Below are 16561 nucleotides of genomic sequence, written 5' to 3'. Positions count from 1 at the left end.
GTGGCGGCTTCGCCTTACCCGGCCTACAGGTGCGGTGTTCGTAGGCCGGGTAAGCGCAGCGCCACCCGGCAACAGCAACCTCAATTCTGCAACACGGACGACACCAGCAGCTGGGTGTACGGATGGTGAGGATCGTCGAGCACGCGGTCGGTTAGCCCACTTTCCACCACCTGGCCCTGCTTCATCACCAGCAGACGGTCCGCCAGCAGGCGCGCAACGCCTAAATCATGGGTGACAATCACCACCGCCAGGTTCAGTTCCACCACCAGGCCGCGCAGCAGGTCGAGCAGGCGCGCCTGCACTGAGACGTCCAGCCCGCCGGTGGGTTCATCCATAAACACCAGCTTCGGGTGCGTGACCAGGTTGCGGGCGATCTGCAGGCGCTGCTGCATCCCACCGGAAAAGGTGGTAGGCAGGTCGTCGATACGCGAGGCGGGGATTTCCACCTCCTCCAGCCAGTGCTGGGCGGTGGCGCGGATGTTGCCGTAGTGGCGCGCGCCGGTGGCCATCAGCCGTTCGCCGATGTTGCCCCCCGCCGACACCTGACGGCGCAGGCCGTCCATCGGGTGCTGATGCACCACGCCCCACTCGGTGCGCAGCAGGCGGCGGCGTTCGGCCTCGCTCATGCCGTACAGCGACGCGCCTTCATACAAAATCTCGCCGTTTTGCGGTGCCAGGCGCGCGGAGATGGACTTCAGCAGCGTCGTTTTGCCGGAGCCGGACTCGCCGACGATCCCCAGCACTTCCCCCGACCAGAGTTCAAACGACACGTCGCTGAAGCCTTTGCCCGGCGCATAGAGGTGGGTCAGGTTGTTAACCGAAAGCAGCGGTTTCATTAGCTGTTCGCCTCGCTCTGTTGGCGGCAATAATCGGTGTCGGAGCAGACAAACATCCGTTTGCCCGTGTCGTCCAGCACCACTTCATCCAGATAGCTGTGTTTGGATCCGCAGATGGCGCACGGCTCGTCCCACTCCTGCACCGTAAACGGGTGATCGTCGAAATCCAGGCTTTCGACACGCGTGTAAGGCGGGACGGCGTAGATGCGTTTTTCACGCCCGGCGCCGAACAGCTGCAGGGCTGGCATCATGTCCATCTTCGGGTTATCGAACTTCGGGATCGGCGACGGATCCATGACGTAGCGCCCGTTGACCTTCACCGGGTAGGCGTAGGTGGTGGCGATATGGCCGAAGCGGGCGATATCCTCATAAAGCTTCACCTGCATCACGCCGTACTCTTCCAGCGCGTGCATGGTGCGGGTTTCCGTTTCGCGCGGTTCGATAAAGCGCAGCGGCTCCGGGATGGGCACCTGGAAAATCAAAATCTGATCTTCGGTGAGCGGGGTTTCGGGGATGCGGTGACGGGTCTGGATCAGCGTCGCATCTTCGGTTTTTTCGGTGGTATTAACGCCGGTCACGCGCTGAAAGAAGTTGCGAATTGATACGGCGTTGGTGGTGTCGTCGGCGCCCTGGTCGATAACCTTCAGCACGTCAGACTCGCCGATTACGCTGGCGGTGATCTGAATACCGCCCGTGCCCCAGCCGTAGGGCATCGGCATTTCGCGGCCGCCGAACGGCACCTGATAACCCGGAATGGCGACCGCTTTGAGTATGGCGCGGCGGATCATGCGTTTGGTTTGCTCATCCAGATAGGCAAAGTTGTAGCCGCTTAAGTTAGCCATGTTTACGCTCCCGTTGCAGGCGTTTCAGCAGTTCCAGTTCGGCCTGGAAATCGACGTAGTGCGGCAGCTTGAGGTGCGAGACGAAGCCTGCGGCCTCAACGTTATCCGCATGGGCGAGCACGAACTCTTCGTCCTGCGCCGGGCCTGCAATGTGCTCGCCGTAGTCCGGCGCCTGCAGGGCGCGGTCGACCAGCGCCATTGCCATGGCTTTACGCTCGCCGAGGCCAAACACCAGCCCGTAGCCGCGGGTAAAGTGAGGGTCTTCATTTTCAGGCGCGACAAAACCGTTCACCATTTCACACTCGGTCATCAGCAGTTCGCCGACGTTTACCGCAAAACCCAGCTCTTCCGGCACGATTTCGACGTCGATATAGCCGCTTCGAATCTCGGCCGCAAACGGGTGGTTGCGCCCGTAGCCGCGCTGGGTGGAGTAGGCCAGCGCCAGCAGATAGCCTTCGTCGCCGCGCATCAGCTGCTGCAGGCGCGACGATCGCGAGCACGGGTAAACCGGCGGCGTGCGGGTGACGTCATCCGGCTGCGCGCCAGAATCCTCTTCCGCCTTCGCCAGACCCTGTTTCGCCAGCAGGCTGAAGACATGGGGAGACGGTTCTGGTTCGGCGTCAGAGGTGCTGAGCGGCGGTGCTTCGCCGTTCGCCAGCAGAGTGAAATCCAGCAGGCGATGGGTGTAGTCGTAGGTGGGGCCCAGTCGCTGGCCGCCGGGAATATCTTTGTACACCGCTGAAATGCGGCGTTCTAAGCGCATCTCCGCCGTATTGACCGGCTCGCTCACCGCCAGTTTGGCAAGCGTGGTGCGGTAGGCGCGCAGCAGAAAGATGGCTTCGACGTTATCGCCGCTGGCCTGCTTCAGGGCCAGCGCCGCCAGCTCGCGGTCGGCGATACCGCCTTCGGTCATTACCCGATCGACGGCGAGGTTTAGCTGCTGCTCAATCTGGGCGACGCTCAGCTCGGGAAGCCGTTCATCACCCCGTCGTCTGTGCGCCTGCAGCGCATGGGCGGCGGCGATCGCTTTTTCGCCCCCTTTGACGGCAACGTACATCAGCACACCTCCACGTGGGTGGTCCGCGGGATCGCCAGCAGACGCTCGCCGCAGGTCAGGATCAGGTCAATGCCCAGCGGGAACGGGTGCGGACGCTCGGTCAGCTCATGAATGATGCACTCTGGAAGCTGCGGAGCGACCATGCGTTCATCCGCGATGCCCGCGCCGGTCAGGCGCAGCATGCGGCCGCCGCTCAGGCTTGAAACCTGCAAAATCAGGGTGGCGCTGGTCTCCGGAGCGACCGCGCTGCCTTCGCTCAGGGCGTTGAGCTGCTCGTGGCTGATTTGCTCATCGGCCACGGCAAAGACCGCCTGACGGGGCTGCTCAACCAGCGGGGCACTGGTGTGAAAGCGCAGGTTCTGGCTGGCGATATCGTTGGATAATGCGCCTGAAAGCCAAACAGGCGTGTCGTTGTCGGCAAGGGTCAGCAGCACGCTGGTGGTCGCCAGATTGAGCGGCAGCCAGCCCTGGGAGAGCTGGTGCAGCGAGACGATCGCGCCCGGCTCGCTCATGGCCTTCAGCAGGCGGCGGAAACTGTGTTGGGCATCCTGGACGGCCAGGGTAAAAGCAGGTTGAAGCGTCATGCGTTGTCTCCGCGAACGAGCGTAAAGAAGTCGACCCGGCTGGTATTCACTTCGGCCTGACGTGCGGCAATGCGCGCGGCGCGGTCGGCTTCCAGCGGGGCAATAAGGGTTTCCATCAGGGTCTGGAAATGCGGTTGTTCCTGTAAAAGCGCGTCGATCACCGCGCAGCGCTCGGCGTGCGCTTTATCGCGCCCCAGCACGTAGCTGTAACCCAGCGTGCCGCTGTTCAGGCGGATCGCTGCGCGGGTGAGGGTGGCATCGCCGGCGAAGAAGCGCGCGCCGGTGCCGCCCATGCGGGCCTGGATCTGAACGAGGCCGATCTCCGGGGCGCGGAGGGTGTCGTATTCGGGCGCCAGGCTAAGGGCGTTCATGCGTGCAGAGAGCGCAGCAGGCTGGCTGTGAGCCAGCACGCGCATCCAGCGCTGTCGGGTGGCGGTGTCGAAGTGCATTCAGTGCTCCATGGTGAATTCGATCATGTCGGCGCGGGTCAGGCTGACGGAGTATTCCGTTGCGTTGACGTCGCCGTCACGGTGGTTAAGCGTGCGCACGCAGAGCAGCGGGGCCATATTGGGGATTTCCAGCACCTTGCTCTCTTTCGCCTGCGCGCGACGGGCGCTGATGCGCGTCTGGGTACGCTTAAGCGCAATGCCCGTCGCGCCCTGAAGAAAATCATGCAGCGATCCGCTGGAGAAATGCTGCAGCACCGGCCAGAGGGCGAGGTCCGCGAAGTAGTGGTCTATCTGACAGACCGCGACGCCGTTGACCCGGCGCAACGTGCGCAGGTGAATGACGTTATCGCCCTCCTGAATGCCCAGCGCGTCCGCCACGTGGCTGGAGGCCGGGCGCAATACCGAGAGCAGCTTTTCGCTGGTCGGGTGGCTGCCCTGATCCAGCAGGTTCTGGCTAAAGCGCGCCTGGGCGTTTAGCGGGTAGTCAAACGGGCGCATCAGCACCAGCACGCCCACGCCCTGGCGGCGCTGCACCCAGCCGCGCTCGACCAGCTGGTCAATGGCGCGGCGCAGGGTGTGGCGGTTCACCTCATAGCGGTCGGCAAGCTGTTGTTCAGCAGGCAGGTAGTCTCCGCAGCGGTAGTGCGTGCGCAGCTCCACTTCGAGCTTTGCCGCAATCTCTTGCCAGCGGGTGGGATAACTGGTCGGATGTCTGGATAAGTGCATAGAAAACAAAGCCTCGCTTCTCAGATGAAGTGCTTACGCAAACGTTGAGAGAGGAAATCCAGCAGGCTGACGGTGATGATGATGAGCACCATCAGGGCGCAGGTTTGCTGGAACTGGAAACCGCGAATCGCTTCCCACAGGGTGACGCCAATCCCGCCTGCGCCGACCATGCCCACCACGGTGGCGGAGCGGACGTTGGACTCAAAGCGGTACAGGGAGTAGGAGATCAGCAGCGGCATTACCTGCGGCAGAACGCCGTAGAGAATCTCCTCGATTTTGTTGGCACCGGTAGCGCGGATGCCTTCCACCGGGCCGGGCTCGATGGCTTCGACCGCCTCCGAGAGCAGCTTGGATAGCACGCCGGTGGTGTGAATGAACAGCGCCATGACGCCCGCGAACGGACCGAGGCCGACGGCCACCACGAACAGCATCGCAAAGACCATCTCGTTGATGGCGCGGCAGGCGTCCATCAGGCGACGCATGGGCTGGTATACCCACCACGGCACGATGTTCTCGGCGCTCATCAGGCCAAACGGAATGGAGAGAATGACGGCAAGCGCGGTGCCCCAGACGGCAATTTGCAGGGTGACCGCCATTTCGCTGAGGTAGTCCTGCCACTGGCTGAAGTCCGGCGGGAAGAAATCGGCGGCGAAGGTCGCCATATTGCCCGCGTCTTTGAAGAGCAGCAGCGGATCCATTTCCGCGCCTTTCCACGAGATAACCAGCACCGCCAGCAGGATGGCCCAGCTTATTAGCGAGAACCAGCTGCGCTTCGGCGGCGGGAGGGTGATGGTTTGCATGTTGGCTCCTTTGTGTTTAGTCCCCTCTCCCTTGAGGGAGAGGGTTAGGGTGAGGGGGAAATGTGCGCGCTGATGCCCTCACCCCGGCCCTCTCCCACAGGGAGAGGGAGAAAGGCGTTACTGCACCGCTTTATTCACGCTGGTCATCGCGCCGAGCGCGGCGGTCAGGCGGTCGAGATCGTCCAGTTGCGCCTGAATTTCAGAGACTTTTCTGGTCTTCTCGTCGTCCTTCAGCCCTTTGTTGTCCTTCACGCCCTGCATCTGCTTAAACAGCGCCAGCTGGCGAATCGGCACCAGCTGCAGGTCGCTTGAGGCGCGGAACGGTGCCCAGCCCAGACGTTCCAGAACCGCTTTCTCTTCCGGCGTTTTGCCGTAGGTCATAAAGAAGTCGTACACCTTGTCCTTGGTGCTTTCGGACAGGTTTTTACGCCACACAATCGGGTCGCCGGGGATCAGCGGGGATTTCCAGATAACCTTGATCTCTTTCAGCTTGTCCGGTGCGGAGGTCTTCAGCTTGTCGAGGTTCTCGGTGTTGTTGGTGGCGACATCCACCTGCTTGTTGGCCACGGCCAGGGCGTTGGTTTCGTGGCTGGCGTTCACCGTGCGCTTGAAGTCGCTGGCGGAGGCGTTGTTTTTGGCGAAGACGTAGTAGCCAGGGACAAGGTAACCAGAGGTAGAGTTTGGATCGCCGTTGCCAAAGGTCAGCTCTTTGCGTTTGGCAAGCATGTCACTGAGGTTGTTGATCGGGCTGTCTTTGTTCACGATCAGCACGCTCCAGTAGCCCGGGGAGCCATCTGCCGCGACGGTCTGGGCGAAGACCTGGCCGTTCGCGCGGTCCACCGCTTCCATGGCGGAGAGATTGCCGTACCAGGCGATGTCCACTTTATTAAAGCGCATCCCCTGGATGATGCCCGCGTAGTCCGGGGCGAAGAAGGCGTTCACTTTGATCCCCAGTTTGGTTTCCATATCTTTCAGGAACGGTTCCCACTGAGGTTTCAGGTTCTGCTGTGATTCCGTCGAAATAATGCCAAAGTTCAGCGCTTTTTCCTGCTCTTCCGCGTACGCCGGGCTTAACAGGGTGCTGATGCTGAACATGCTGGTAAAGGCCAGCGCGGCAACGGCTTTGTAGCTCATGTACTTTCCTCGGATCGGGTTTAATTAAGCAGCCTGCGCGTTCTCTTCGACGCGATTAATGCTGCGGTAGAGATGGTCAAAACGGTCGTTATCAAACTGATGGCTCGCGCCATCAAAGAACACATGTCCCTGACGCAGGGCGACGATACGCTCGCAGTAGCGCAGGGCGTAATCCACCTGATGCAGCGTGACCACCACGGTGATGCCGTCTTTCTGGTTAATGTCGTGCAGGGTCTCCATCACAATGCGTGCGGACTCCGGGTCCAGCGAGGCGATGGGTTCGTCAGCGAGAATGATTTGCGCTTTCTGCATCAGGGCGCGGGCAATGGCGACGCGCTGCTGTTGCCCACCGGACAGGGTGGACACGCGCTGGTGGGCGAAATGCGCCATACCGACGCGGGTTAGCGCCTGTAAGGCTTCCTGCTTCTGGGAAGGAGAGAACCAGCGCAGACAGGTGCGCCAGAACGGGGTGCTGCCGAGCGCGCCAATCAGCACGTTCTCCAGCACCGTCAGGCGATTCACCAGGTTGAACTGCTGAAAGATGTAGCCCGTCTGGGCGCGGCTCTTGCGGATATCGCTCGCCAGTCGCCCCGCACGCTGCACCGTATTACCCAGCAGCTCGACGTGGCTTTCCGGCGTTTTATCGCAGGTGATAAGCCCGCTCAAATGGCGCAGAAGGGTGGATTTACCAGAACCGGATGGCCCCAGCAGCGCCACCATTTCGCCCTGCCGGACGGTGAGATCAACGGCATGCAGAGCCTTGTTGTGATGAAAGGTCTTGCTCAGTTTCTCGACGCGGATGACGGTTTGCATGTGCTGGGCCTCACGATAAATGTGGCCTCATGCTGGCGCATCAATGTGACATTTGGGTTAAGTACAGGTTGCGGGAGTTTGAAGAGTTGAAGTGAAAGCGATGACAGTCACCGTAGGTCCGGTCAGCGCAGCGCCACCGGGCGCTGTTGCCGGCTGCGCTGCGCTTAGCCTGCCTACGACGTTTGGTGTTGCTTCACGACGTTAATCATCCACGGCACGCCGTATTTGTCGGTGACTTTACCGAAACCGTGTGCCCAGAAGGTCTCCTGCCAGGCCATTTCGACATTGCCGCCTGCGGCAAGGTTGTCGAACCAGCGTTTCCCTTCCACCACGTCCTGGGTGTCGAGCACCAGCGTGAAGCCGGCGTACTGCGCTTTGCTGCCCGGCGGCAGCCCATCACTCATCATAATATCGCTGCCCGCAATGCGGACGTTGGAGTGAGCGATAGCCGAATCCGGAAATTGCATACCGGACGGACAGCCTTCCTCGCTGTTATCGCTTTTTGGCATTTCGCCGAAGGTAATTTTATAGAGAAGCTCTGCGCCGACGGCTTGCTGGTAGAAGGAAGTGGCTTCTGCACAGTTGCCGGCGAAAGAGATGTAGGGACTTAACGGCATAATCTTTACCTCACGTAAGAAAAGCCCATTAAGTGTAGTTGCGGGTGGCCCGGTAAGCGAAGCGCCACCGGGCAGGTCAATCAGTTCTTTTTCACAAACTCAGATTTCAGCTTCATCGGACCAAAGCCGTCAATTTTGCAGTCGATATTATGATCGCCTTCAACCAGACGGATATTCTTCACTTTGGTGCCGATCTTCAGCATGGATGAGCTGCCTTTAACCTTCAGATCTTTAATGACGGTAACGCTGTCGCCGTCTGCAAGCAGATTGCCGTTCGCATCTTTTACGACGAGTGCGTCAGCATCGTGCGCTGGCTCGGCATCATTCCATTCGTGAGCGCATTCCGGGCAGATGAACATGCCATTATCTTCATAGGTGTATTCAGAATTGCATTTCGGGCAGTGTGGGAGTTGCATATCGGTATCCTCAAAAAGTGTAAACGCGCTGGAAAGTGCCAGCTAAATGACGGCAGGGTGCCGAAAAAGGCGGCAAGTATAGCGCAAATCCACACGGTTGTCGGTGATATTGTGAATTAAAAAAAATGCTAAAAACGTATTGGCAGTGACACTTCCTGTCAGTCAGTTAAGCGATGCTTACGTCATTAACACGGTGGGAAGAAATGACGCGAAATATATCGAATATTTTATTGCCGCAAATTGCTACGCACCTCCATTTCGGATAAGGTGAAGCGACACATTGTTATTTATCTCCGGACTTCGCTGCCATACATATCTTATGGCAGGGGCGTATTACCTCTCTTTTTAGGTGGGTAAATAATGAGGATATATCCTGAAGTTTCTTAAAAATGGGCTACGCTTTTTTCTTTTGGCTATCAGGCCAGGAGAAGAGCTCTACACGCCATGCAAGGATAGTGAATTATTTCTGATTATCTTCAATCAGTTATATTTCGGCGAACATGTTTTCCACACGTAATCATATAAGCCTGAACAACATAATTAATACCAGTGGCTTAATAAAAGTAATAAATTTGCGTTAAGGAAAGTCTTTTATCATGCACACACAGACCATTTTTGAATTAAGCCAGGAAGCTGAGCGTTTGTTACAGCTCGCACTGCAAAATCTTGATACGTTGAAATCAATGCCGACGGCGATGCTGGAAAGCACAACAGCTGCCATTACGGGTGAAAAGAATAACGTTTTACCTTTGCATTTTAGCGCGCGCGGTGTCGAAGCGCAGCAGGCGATGCTGAATAATGAATTACGGAAAATAACCCGGCTGGAAATGGTCCTGGCTATTGTTGGCACCATGAAAGCGGGGAAATCGACCACCATTAATGCGATTGTGGGGACCGAAGTGTTGCCGAACCGCAATCGTCCGATGACGGCGCTACCGACGCTGATTCGCCATACGCCGGGCCAGAAGGATCCGGTGCTGCATTTCTCACATGCCTCGCCCATTGATGAATTGATCCAGCTGCTGCAGAAAAAGCTTTGCGATTACGATCGCGGGATACTGGCCCAGCGGCTGGAAATTGATAAAGACATGAATACCCTGCTGGAGCGTATTGAAAAAGGGGAAGCATTTGAGAAGCATCACCTGGGGGCGCAGCCCATATTTCATTGTCTGAAAAGCCTCAACGACCTGGTGAGGCTCTCCCAGGCGTTAGGCGTCGAGTTTCCGTTCTCTGAATATGCGGCTATCGAACACATTCCGGTGATTGAGGTGGAGTTCGTGCATCTTGCGGGCCTGGATGCTCACCTCGGGCAGCTGACGCTGCTTGACACGCCCGGGCCCAACGAGGCTGGACAACCGCATCTGCAAAAAATGCTCAGCGAGCAGCTCTCCCGCGCGTCGGCGGTGCTGGCGGTGATGGACTATACCCAGCTTAAATCCATTTCGGATGAAGAGGTCCGCCAGGCTATTTCCGCGGCGGGAAAATCCGTACCGCTGTATGCGCTGGTCAATAAATTCGATCAGAAAGATCGCAATAGTGACGATGAAGAACAGATCAGGGCGATGATCTCCGGCACCTTAATGAAAGGCAATATCTCGCCCGGCCAGATCTACCCCGTTTCGTCCATGTGGGCGTATCTGGCGAATCGCGCTCGCTACGAGATGAGTACGCACGGGCAGCTGCCGGATCATCAGGAGCAACCGTGGGTGCAGGATTTTGCCGAGGCTGCGCTTGGGCGTCGCTGGCGTACGGCGGACCTGGACGATATCGACCATGTTCGTCATTCGGCCGATCTGCTCTGGGAAGATTCGCTATTTGAACAACCGATCCGCAAGCTGATTTACGCCGCCTACGCCAACGCCTCGCTGTTCGCTCTGCGTTCGGCTTCGCATAAGCTGCTCAACTACGCGCAAAATGCCCGCGAATATCTCGACTTCCGCTATCAGGGACTGACGGTGGCCCTTGAGGCACTGGAGCTGAACATCGCACGTCTGGAAGAGGACATGACGCTTCTGCAGACGCGCCAGAGCGTGGTGAGCGATGAGGTGAAACATGAGGTTGAGGAGGCGCTGAACGCCACCGCGGACTTTATGGTGTCCCAAAAAACGGCCCTTCACCAGGCGATTGGTGATGTGTTCAGCGCGCACCATATTCTTGATTTGGCAGGCATCGATCGGCTGAACCGCCGCGATGACGAGCCGCAAGCGCTGAAACAGCTGGTTCTGGACGATGAAGGGCAGGCACAGATCGCTTTGAGTAAAATTCGCGCCTCCTGCGAGCTTATCATGCTGGACGCGCAGACGAAGATCGCCCGCGAGCTGGCGCTACGCTTCGATCAGCTGGAGTCTACGCTGGCGCGTTCCCTGAATGAAGCCATGCGCCCCATTGAGACGCGAATCAAAGAGCATCTGAGCCATGCGGGTTTTCGTGCGCGGATCAGCTTCCCGGCCTTTCAGGCGAGCCAGCTTAACTTCAATACGCGGGCGCTGTTTAACGATGCGATTGCGGAAGATGACAGCCTGGCTGGCCAGCCCTCTGGCGGGGGCAGCATGCGTGAAACGGTCTCTCGATGGCTCAATAATCCGGGCTGGGGCTGGGATGATTATGTGGAAACGCGCACGCGCTATGTTATCGACATTGCGCAGCTACATGAAAAATTTAAGCATCATATTGAGCAATTTTGTGAACAAATACGTAAAGCTTTGTCCGCGCAGGTCGATGTCTCTGTTACGGCAGGTATGGCAACGTTCTTTGCAGAATTTTCGCTGTGCCTGACCGGGTTACAGGAAAGCTTGCGTGATAGCCTCGCAGTCCGTCAACAGAATGAGCATTCAACCCGAGCGCTCTGCCAGTTGTTGAAGCAAAGTATCACGACTGCGACGTGGATACAGGAAGATACCCGACTGTTACGCGATGATATTCAAACTCTATTCGCGGCAGAGCAACCATGACAACACAACTACTGGACGGCCCCGGGCGAACGCTGGAGTGTATTAATCCAAAATTTATGGTCGATCTGGTGCAGGGGGTAGACGCGGCGCGTCATCCCCACCTGGGACCACAACAGCTGCAGTTTCGTGAGCGTCTGACTCAGGAAATCATGACCCATACCCGTCTGCGCCCCTGGGCGATGGCGGGTATGCTCAATGAAAATACGGCGCTGCGCCTGGGGCTGGCGGAAAAACTGGCCGGCATGCTTGACCCGGGTCATCTCGCGCTGACGCTGATGGCGGAGAAGCTAATTGCGGTGCGCCAGCAGACCCACCCGCGCGCCCAGCAGTCTCCGGGTCTGATGCAGCAGTACGCTGAACTCTCTTCTCATTTTACCCAACGCGCCGCTTATAAAGAAAAAGCGCTGACCCAGCGCGGGCTAACGGTGCAGGCGGGTGAGCACAGCGAGCAGATTTTTACCCGCTGGCGGGCCGGTCATTATGATGGCTGGTCGCTTGCCGGGCGCTGTTTTATCGTTCTGGAAGAGCTGCGCTGGGGGCCATTTGGCGATGCCTGCCGTCTCGCGAATGATGATGTGGCGGCCATGCTCAAGGATAACCTGCGCAGCATGGCGGCAAACTATCTGGCGCAGGGCATTAATGCATCACCTACCACCCGCCATTTCTATCATCAGTGGCTTACAACGCCTGCGTCTCCGGGGTTGATCGATCATAAAGACATGCTGGGCTGGCTGGGGGACTGGTGTCAGGCGGATAAACATCCGGTGAGCTGGTCAGTGACGCAAAACTGGCAGACCGTCGCACTTGGGATGCCGAGGCTCTGCTCGGCAAAACGGCTGGTGGACGGGATGGTGGAAGAGATTTTTGGGTGATCCCTTACCCCTCTCCCTAACCCTCTCCCCGGAGGGAGAGGGGATGGTTTGGTGCGGTGTGTTAATGATTCATTTCTATTGGTTTCGGTTCTGGCAGGGTCTCTTGCATATTCCCATAACGTTTCGCGTACAGCGCGGTGATGATGGGCACCAGAATCGCGGTGACAATCACGCTGGCGGCAACCAGTGCCGTCGCTGAAGCCGCCACCGGTTCGAAGGCCGGGTTAATCTGGGCAATAATCACCGGGTTGGCGACGGCAGCGCCCGCGGCTGAAGAGGCGGCGACGCCCGCCGTGCCGTTTCCTCCCCCGATTACGCGGTCGGCGATAATCAGTGGAATTCCGGTGATAATGATAACGGCGACACCCAGCACAATGCCCAGCAGGCCGGTATCGAGAATGACCTTCAGGTTGATGGTGTTCCCCAGCGCGAAGCCGAAGAACGGGATCAGCACCGGCGTGGCTTTGCTGAAGAAATCACGCAGGTCGTGATCCAGATTGCCTAGGGCGAAACCGACCAGGAAGGGCAGGATCGCGCCGACAAAGTGGTGTGGTTCAAAAGATGCCAGGCCCGCAGATCCCAGAATCAGCATCGTCATCAGCGGGCCGGACTCCAGAGACATCAGCACGAATGCGCCGGACTCTTCCTTCGTCCCGTACTGGTTCATCAGGCTGGCGTACAGCCCGCCGTTGGTCATATCCATCGCCGAGACAATCGCCAGGACCGATAAACCCGCGAAGAACCCGGTCTGAATTCCGTTCTCCGGAATGAACATCGCGCATATCATCGCTACAGCCCAGGCAACCGCTATTTTGGTTATCACCAGCGTTCCGGATTTCCGTAATACGGTACCCGTTGCCCGCAAATTAATGGATGCTCCGATACAAAAAAACCAGACGGCCAGAATGGGAACCGTGCCCGTTATCATTCCTTTTGTGAAACCACCAAAATAAGCCCCGGTATCGGGAGCAAGAGTATTCAGGATGGCGCCAAGTACCAGCGGTACCAGCATCATACCGCCGGGTATGCGTTCTATCGTGGCTTTAATCTTCATAGACAAACCTCACATCGGATCCCGCAGGACGGGTGATAGGTGTTAAAAATTAGTCAATAAATTCAATGAATTGCTCTTGTTGCTTGCGGTCTTTTTTCGCTGGCCCTGCAACAAAATTAAATGTGTGCTCCCGATCAAGCTCATTCGAAAACACCGAAAACGCCTTATTCGGATTTATGATGCGATCATTGGAATAACGATTCAATGAAAATAAAACACCGTTTTAGTTATCTTTGTCACATATTTACGGTAAAACTTCGGGCCGGTTCCAGATGATGAAAATTTATGTAAATCTGATGTGAATTAACGTGGTTTGTTTTTCTGTTAAGTAGGAAATAATGGCGCGTGTGAGGATGTTCTTTAGGTGGGGTAAGGAAGTACTTATTGGTGCGTCTTGACAAAAACTGAACTGAGTTGACCGGGCACATAAATATGTGTGAAGTTGATCACAAATATAAACGCTGGTAGGGTAAAAAGGTCATTAACTGCCCAGACAGGCGTCAACAGGTTCGGTTGTATCGACGTAAAACGTCAATGTAAGTAAACCTGCTACGCTTGAATAAGGTGATTCGCATGGAGCGGATCCCATGGTTCACAGAACGCAAACTGGACTGTGAAACAGACAGGGCCGAGTCAACGAGGATAGCTATGCTAAGAAGGAAAAAGATTAAACCCATTACGCTTCGCGACGTCACCATTATTGATGACGCAAAACTGCGTAAAGCTATTACCGCAGCCTCGCTCGGTAATGCGATGGAATGGTTCGATTTTGGTGTCTACGGCTTTGTGGCCTATGCGTTAGGTAAAGTATTTTTCCCAGGGGCCGATCCCAGCCTGCAGATGATTGCCGCATTGGGTACGTTCTCCGTTCCCTTCCTGATTCGTCCGCTGGGCGGTCTGTTTTTCGGTATGCTCGGCGATAAATATGGTCGTCAGAAGATCCTTGCCATCACCATCGTCATTATGTCGATCAGTACATTCTGTATCGGTCTTATCCCCTCTTATGCCACCATCGGCATTTGGGCACCGATTCTGCTGCTGATTTGTAAGATGGCTCAGGGCTTCTCGGTAGGGGGGGAATATACCGGTGCCTCGATCTTCGTTGCAGAGTATTCCCCGGACCGTAAGCGCGGATTTATGGGAAGCTGGCTGGACTTCGGCTCGATTGCCGGGTTTGTCATGGGCGCGGGCGTGGTGGTCCTGATTTCAACCGTGGTGGGTGAAGATAACTTCCTCGACTGGGGCTGGCGTATCCCGTTCTTCCTCGCACTGCCGCTGGGCATTATTGGCCTGTACTTGCGCCATGCGCTTGAAGAGACGCCTGCGTTCCAGCAGCACGTTGAGAAACTGGAACAGGGGGACCGCGAAGGGCTGCAGGATGGTCCGAAGGTGTCGTTCAAAGAGATTGCGACTAAACACTGGCGCAGCCTGCTGACCTGTATTGGTCTGGTGATTTCGACTAACGTCACTTACTACATGCTGTTGACCTACATGCCGAGCTACCTGTCGCATAACCTGCACTACTCGGAAGATCACGGTGTGCTGATTATTATCGCCATCATGGTGGGTATGCTGTTTGTGCAGCCGATTATGGGCCTGTTGAGTGACCGTTTTGGTCGTCGACCCTTCATTATCCTGGGAAGCGTTGCGCTGTTTGCTCTGGCAATCCCGGCATTTATTCTGATTAACAGTAACGTGCTGGGTCTGATTTTTGCCGGTCTGCTGCTGCTGGCGGTGATCCTTAACTGCTTTATCGGGGTGATGGCCTCAACGTTGCCCGCGATGTTCCCGACGCACATTCGCTACAGCGCGCTGGCCGCGGCCTTTAACATCTCGGTGCTGATTGCCGGTCTGACCCCGACGCTTGCCGCTTCGCTGGTGGAGAGCACGCAGAACCTGATGATGCCGGCTTATTACCTGATGGTAATTGCGGTGATTGGTTTGATTACGGGTATTACCATGAAGGAGACGGCGAACCGTCCTCTGAAAGGTGCAACGCCTGCGGCGTCTGACATCCAGGAAGCGAAAGAGATCCTGCGCGAGCACTACGATAACGTAGAGCAGAAGATTGAAGATATCGATGCAGAGATTGAAGAACTGCAGAAGAAACGCTCCCGACTGGTGGACCAGCATCCACGCATCAACGAGTAATAAAAAACCCGCCGCTGGCGGGTTTTCTTTTATTAGCATCCGGCAGCGATGTAGTCGCCATTGGCGCTGATGGGGATCACCGTCAGGAAAAGGACTGTCGCGAACAGGATCAGGACTATCCCTCCGGCTATTTTGACTGCCGGTACCAGCCATTTTAATGAGGTGCTTTCTCCGAACCAGGTCACCGTGCGCTCGCGGGCATAACGAACTGCCAGTGAAAGCCCCACAATAGAAAGTGCGGTTCCCAGTGACATGGTCATGACCGCGGCCACTCCCCAGGTGACAATGCCCAGCGCATTCGAGAACATCAGAATCATGATCGCCCCGCTGCACGGACGTGCGCCGATCGCCAGAATGACGCCCAGACGCGTTTTCCAGTCTCCCTGCGTCAGGTCTGTCCCCACGCCGTGGTGGCCGCAGCCACAATGTTCGTCATGCTGATGAAGGGGCTTGATGGCGGAGATCGTCATCCTGCGCGGGCGCAAGCTCTTCAGCGCCTGGTAAATGACAAAAGCACCGAATGCGCCAATCAGCACAGCGCTTATCTTTTCCACGTACCAGCGGCTGGTGCTGATATCCCCTGAGGCGAGGTTAAACCCCACCGCCAGAATAAAGACAAACAGAATGGCGCTGACGCCCTGCATCAGGCTACCCAGGAAAGGGACGACCCGGGCAGCCAGCTCGCTTTCCTTATTTGTAGTCAGGTAGGTCGTCACGATGAACTTTCCGTGCCCGGGACCAACGGCGTGGAGAACGCCATAAAGGAAAGCGCCCGTTAACAGCCATAATCCTCCGCTGTACTGGTGGTTATTAAGCTGCAGCAAATACATCACCAGATAGCGGTGCAGCGTAATTTGTGTGGCAAGACACCACTGGATAAAGGCATTCCAGTGCGTATGCAGGGTAAAACCGGCAAAGAGGATTGCCAGCAGCATCACCCCTGCTGTAGGGAGACGCCAGTCGCGGGCGAGGCGTTGTGTGGTCATGAGGGTGAGCCTGCACAGAGGAGAGTATTTGCCGCTAGTATAGTTGATCTTCCTGCTCAATTCGTAGGATCGCGCCGGGATCCGTTCATAATTGTGGATAACTTTGTGTATAAAAGGGTATAAGGCGGGGTTTTGCTGGGGAATGCAGCAGTCAGTCATTTTTTTGCAACTTTTCGGTTGCGGTCGCTCGGGAACTCCCTATAATGCGCCTCCATCGACACGGCGGATGTGAATCACTTCACACAACAAGCGGTTCGGTTGAAGAGAAAAAAT

Annotated in this window: 16 protein-coding genes; 3 read left to right on the top strand and 13 right to left on the bottom strand. The window is 56.8% G+C overall.

Going from position 1 to position 16561, the window contains the following annotated elements:
- Nucleotides 1-80: 80 nt before the first annotated feature.
- The 11 genes from phnK to ABR39_RS01965 all read right to left on the bottom strand — a co-directional run bounded on the left by phnK (nt 81) and on the right by ABR39_RS01965 (nt 8274).
- The gene (gene phnK / locus ABR39_RS02015; RefSeq protein ID WP_047345561.1) at nt 81-836 is read right to left on the bottom strand and encodes a phosphonate C-P lyase system protein PhnK; all 756 of its coding nucleotides are present in this window, start codon (nt 834-836) and stop codon (nt 81-83) included.
- Nucleotides 836-1678: an alpha-D-ribose 1-methylphosphonate 5-phosphate C-P-lyase PhnJ gene (gene phnJ / locus ABR39_RS02010; RefSeq protein ID WP_047345560.1), complete on the bottom strand. Its 843-nt coding sequence runs from the start codon at nt 1676-1678 to the stop codon at nt 836-838. The genes phnK and phnJ overlap by 1 nt, the downstream gene beginning before the upstream one ends.
- Nucleotides 1671-2735 (bottom strand): carbon-phosphorus lyase complex subunit PhnI, encoded by a 1065-nt coding sequence (locus tag ABR39_RS02005; RefSeq protein ID WP_047345559.1) that lies wholly within the window; start codon nt 2733-2735, stop codon nt 1671-1673. The genes phnJ and ABR39_RS02005 overlap by 8 nt, the downstream gene beginning before the upstream one ends.
- Nucleotides 2735-3319: a phosphonate C-P lyase system protein PhnH gene (gene phnH / locus ABR39_RS02000; RefSeq protein ID WP_047345558.1), complete on the bottom strand. Its 585-nt coding sequence runs from the start codon at nt 3317-3319 to the stop codon at nt 2735-2737. Before phnH ends, ABR39_RS02005 begins: the two co-directional genes overlap by 1 nt.
- Nucleotides 3316-3768 carry a phosphonate C-P lyase system protein PhnG gene (gene phnG / locus ABR39_RS01995; RefSeq protein WP_047345557.1) on the bottom strand — a complete coding sequence of 151 codons (453 nt, stop codon included), beginning with the start codon at nt 3766-3768 and terminating at the stop codon, nt 3316-3318. Before phnG ends, phnH begins: the two co-directional genes overlap by 4 nt.
- Nucleotides 3769-4494, bottom strand: a complete 726-nt coding sequence (gene phnF / locus ABR39_RS01990; protein ID WP_047345556.1) for a phosphonate metabolism transcriptional regulator PhnF — start codon at nt 4492-4494, stop codon at nt 3769-3771. It abuts the gene before it with no gap.
- 20 nt (nt 4495-4514) lie between these two features.
- Nucleotides 4515-5294: a phosphonate ABC transporter, permease protein PhnE gene (gene phnE / locus ABR39_RS01985; RefSeq protein WP_047345555.1), complete on the bottom strand. Its 780-nt coding sequence runs from the start codon at nt 5292-5294 to the stop codon at nt 4515-4517.
- A 117-nt stretch (nt 5295-5411) separates the two neighbouring features.
- Nucleotides 5412-6428: a phosphonate ABC transporter substrate-binding protein gene (gene phnD, locus ABR39_RS01980; RefSeq protein ID WP_047345554.1), complete on the bottom strand. Its 1017-nt coding sequence runs from the start codon at nt 6426-6428 to the stop codon at nt 5412-5414.
- Nucleotides 6429-6452: 24 nt separating this feature from the next.
- Nucleotides 6453-7241 (bottom strand): phosphonate ABC transporter ATP-binding protein, encoded by a 789-nt coding sequence (gene phnC / locus ABR39_RS01975; protein ID WP_047345553.1) that lies wholly within the window; start codon nt 7239-7241, stop codon nt 6453-6455.
- A 173-nt stretch (nt 7242-7414) separates the two neighbouring features.
- Nucleotides 7415-7858 (bottom strand): VOC family metalloprotein YjdN, encoded by a 444-nt coding sequence (gene yjdN / locus ABR39_RS01970; RefSeq protein WP_047345552.1) that lies wholly within the window; start codon nt 7856-7858, stop codon nt 7415-7417.
- Between the two features lie 80 nt (nt 7859-7938).
- Nucleotides 7939-8274, bottom strand: coding sequence for a zinc ribbon domain-containing protein YjdM (locus ABR39_RS01965; protein WP_047345551.1), 336 nt, complete (start codon nt 8272-8274; stop codon nt 7939-7941).
- A 596-nt stretch (nt 8275-8870) separates the two neighbouring features.
- Here ABR39_RS01965 and crfC point away from each other — a divergent pair.
- Both crfC and ABR39_RS01955 read left to right on the top strand, forming a co-directional pair.
- Nucleotides 8871-11225, top strand: coding sequence for a clamp-binding protein CrfC (crfC, locus tag ABR39_RS01960; protein WP_047345550.1), 2355 nt, complete (start codon nt 8871-8873; stop codon nt 11223-11225).
- Nucleotides 11222-12097: a diguanylate cyclase regulator RdcB family protein gene (locus ABR39_RS01955; RefSeq protein ID WP_047345549.1), complete on the top strand. Its 876-nt coding sequence runs from the start codon at nt 11222-11224 to the stop codon at nt 12095-12097. The genes crfC and ABR39_RS01955 overlap by 4 nt, the downstream gene beginning before the upstream one ends.
- Before the next feature lie 61 nt (nt 12098-12158).
- Here the strand turns inward: ABR39_RS01955 and kdgT are convergent, their stop codons facing one another.
- Complete coding sequence (gene kdgT / locus ABR39_RS01950; RefSeq protein ID WP_047345548.1) at nt 12159-13151, bottom strand: 2-keto-3-deoxygluconate transporter; 993 nt, start codon at nt 13149-13151, stop codon at nt 12159-12161.
- 648 nt (nt 13152-13799) lie between these two features.
- Here kdgT and proP point away from each other — a divergent pair.
- Entirely contained in the window at nt 13800-15302 is a 1503-nt protein-coding gene (gene proP / locus ABR39_RS01945) for a glycine betaine/L-proline transporter ProP (protein WP_047345547.1), read from the top strand.
- A 32-nt stretch (nt 15303-15334) separates the two neighbouring features.
- Here the strand turns inward: proP and ABR39_RS01940 are convergent, their stop codons facing one another.
- A complete protein-coding gene (locus ABR39_RS01940; protein WP_047345546.1) occupies nt 15335-16288 on the bottom strand; it encodes a nickel/cobalt transporter in 954 nt (317 codons plus the stop codon).
- Nucleotides 16289-16561 lie beyond the last annotated feature (273 nt).

This window comes from Enterobacter genomosp. O (assembly GCF_001022965.1).
Classification (GTDB): domain Bacteria; phylum Pseudomonadota; class Gammaproteobacteria; order Enterobacterales; family Enterobacteriaceae; genus Enterobacter; species Enterobacter cloacae_L.
The sequence above is the reverse complement of the archived record's forward strand: the minus strand, read 5'-3'. Positions and strand labels throughout refer to the sequence as shown.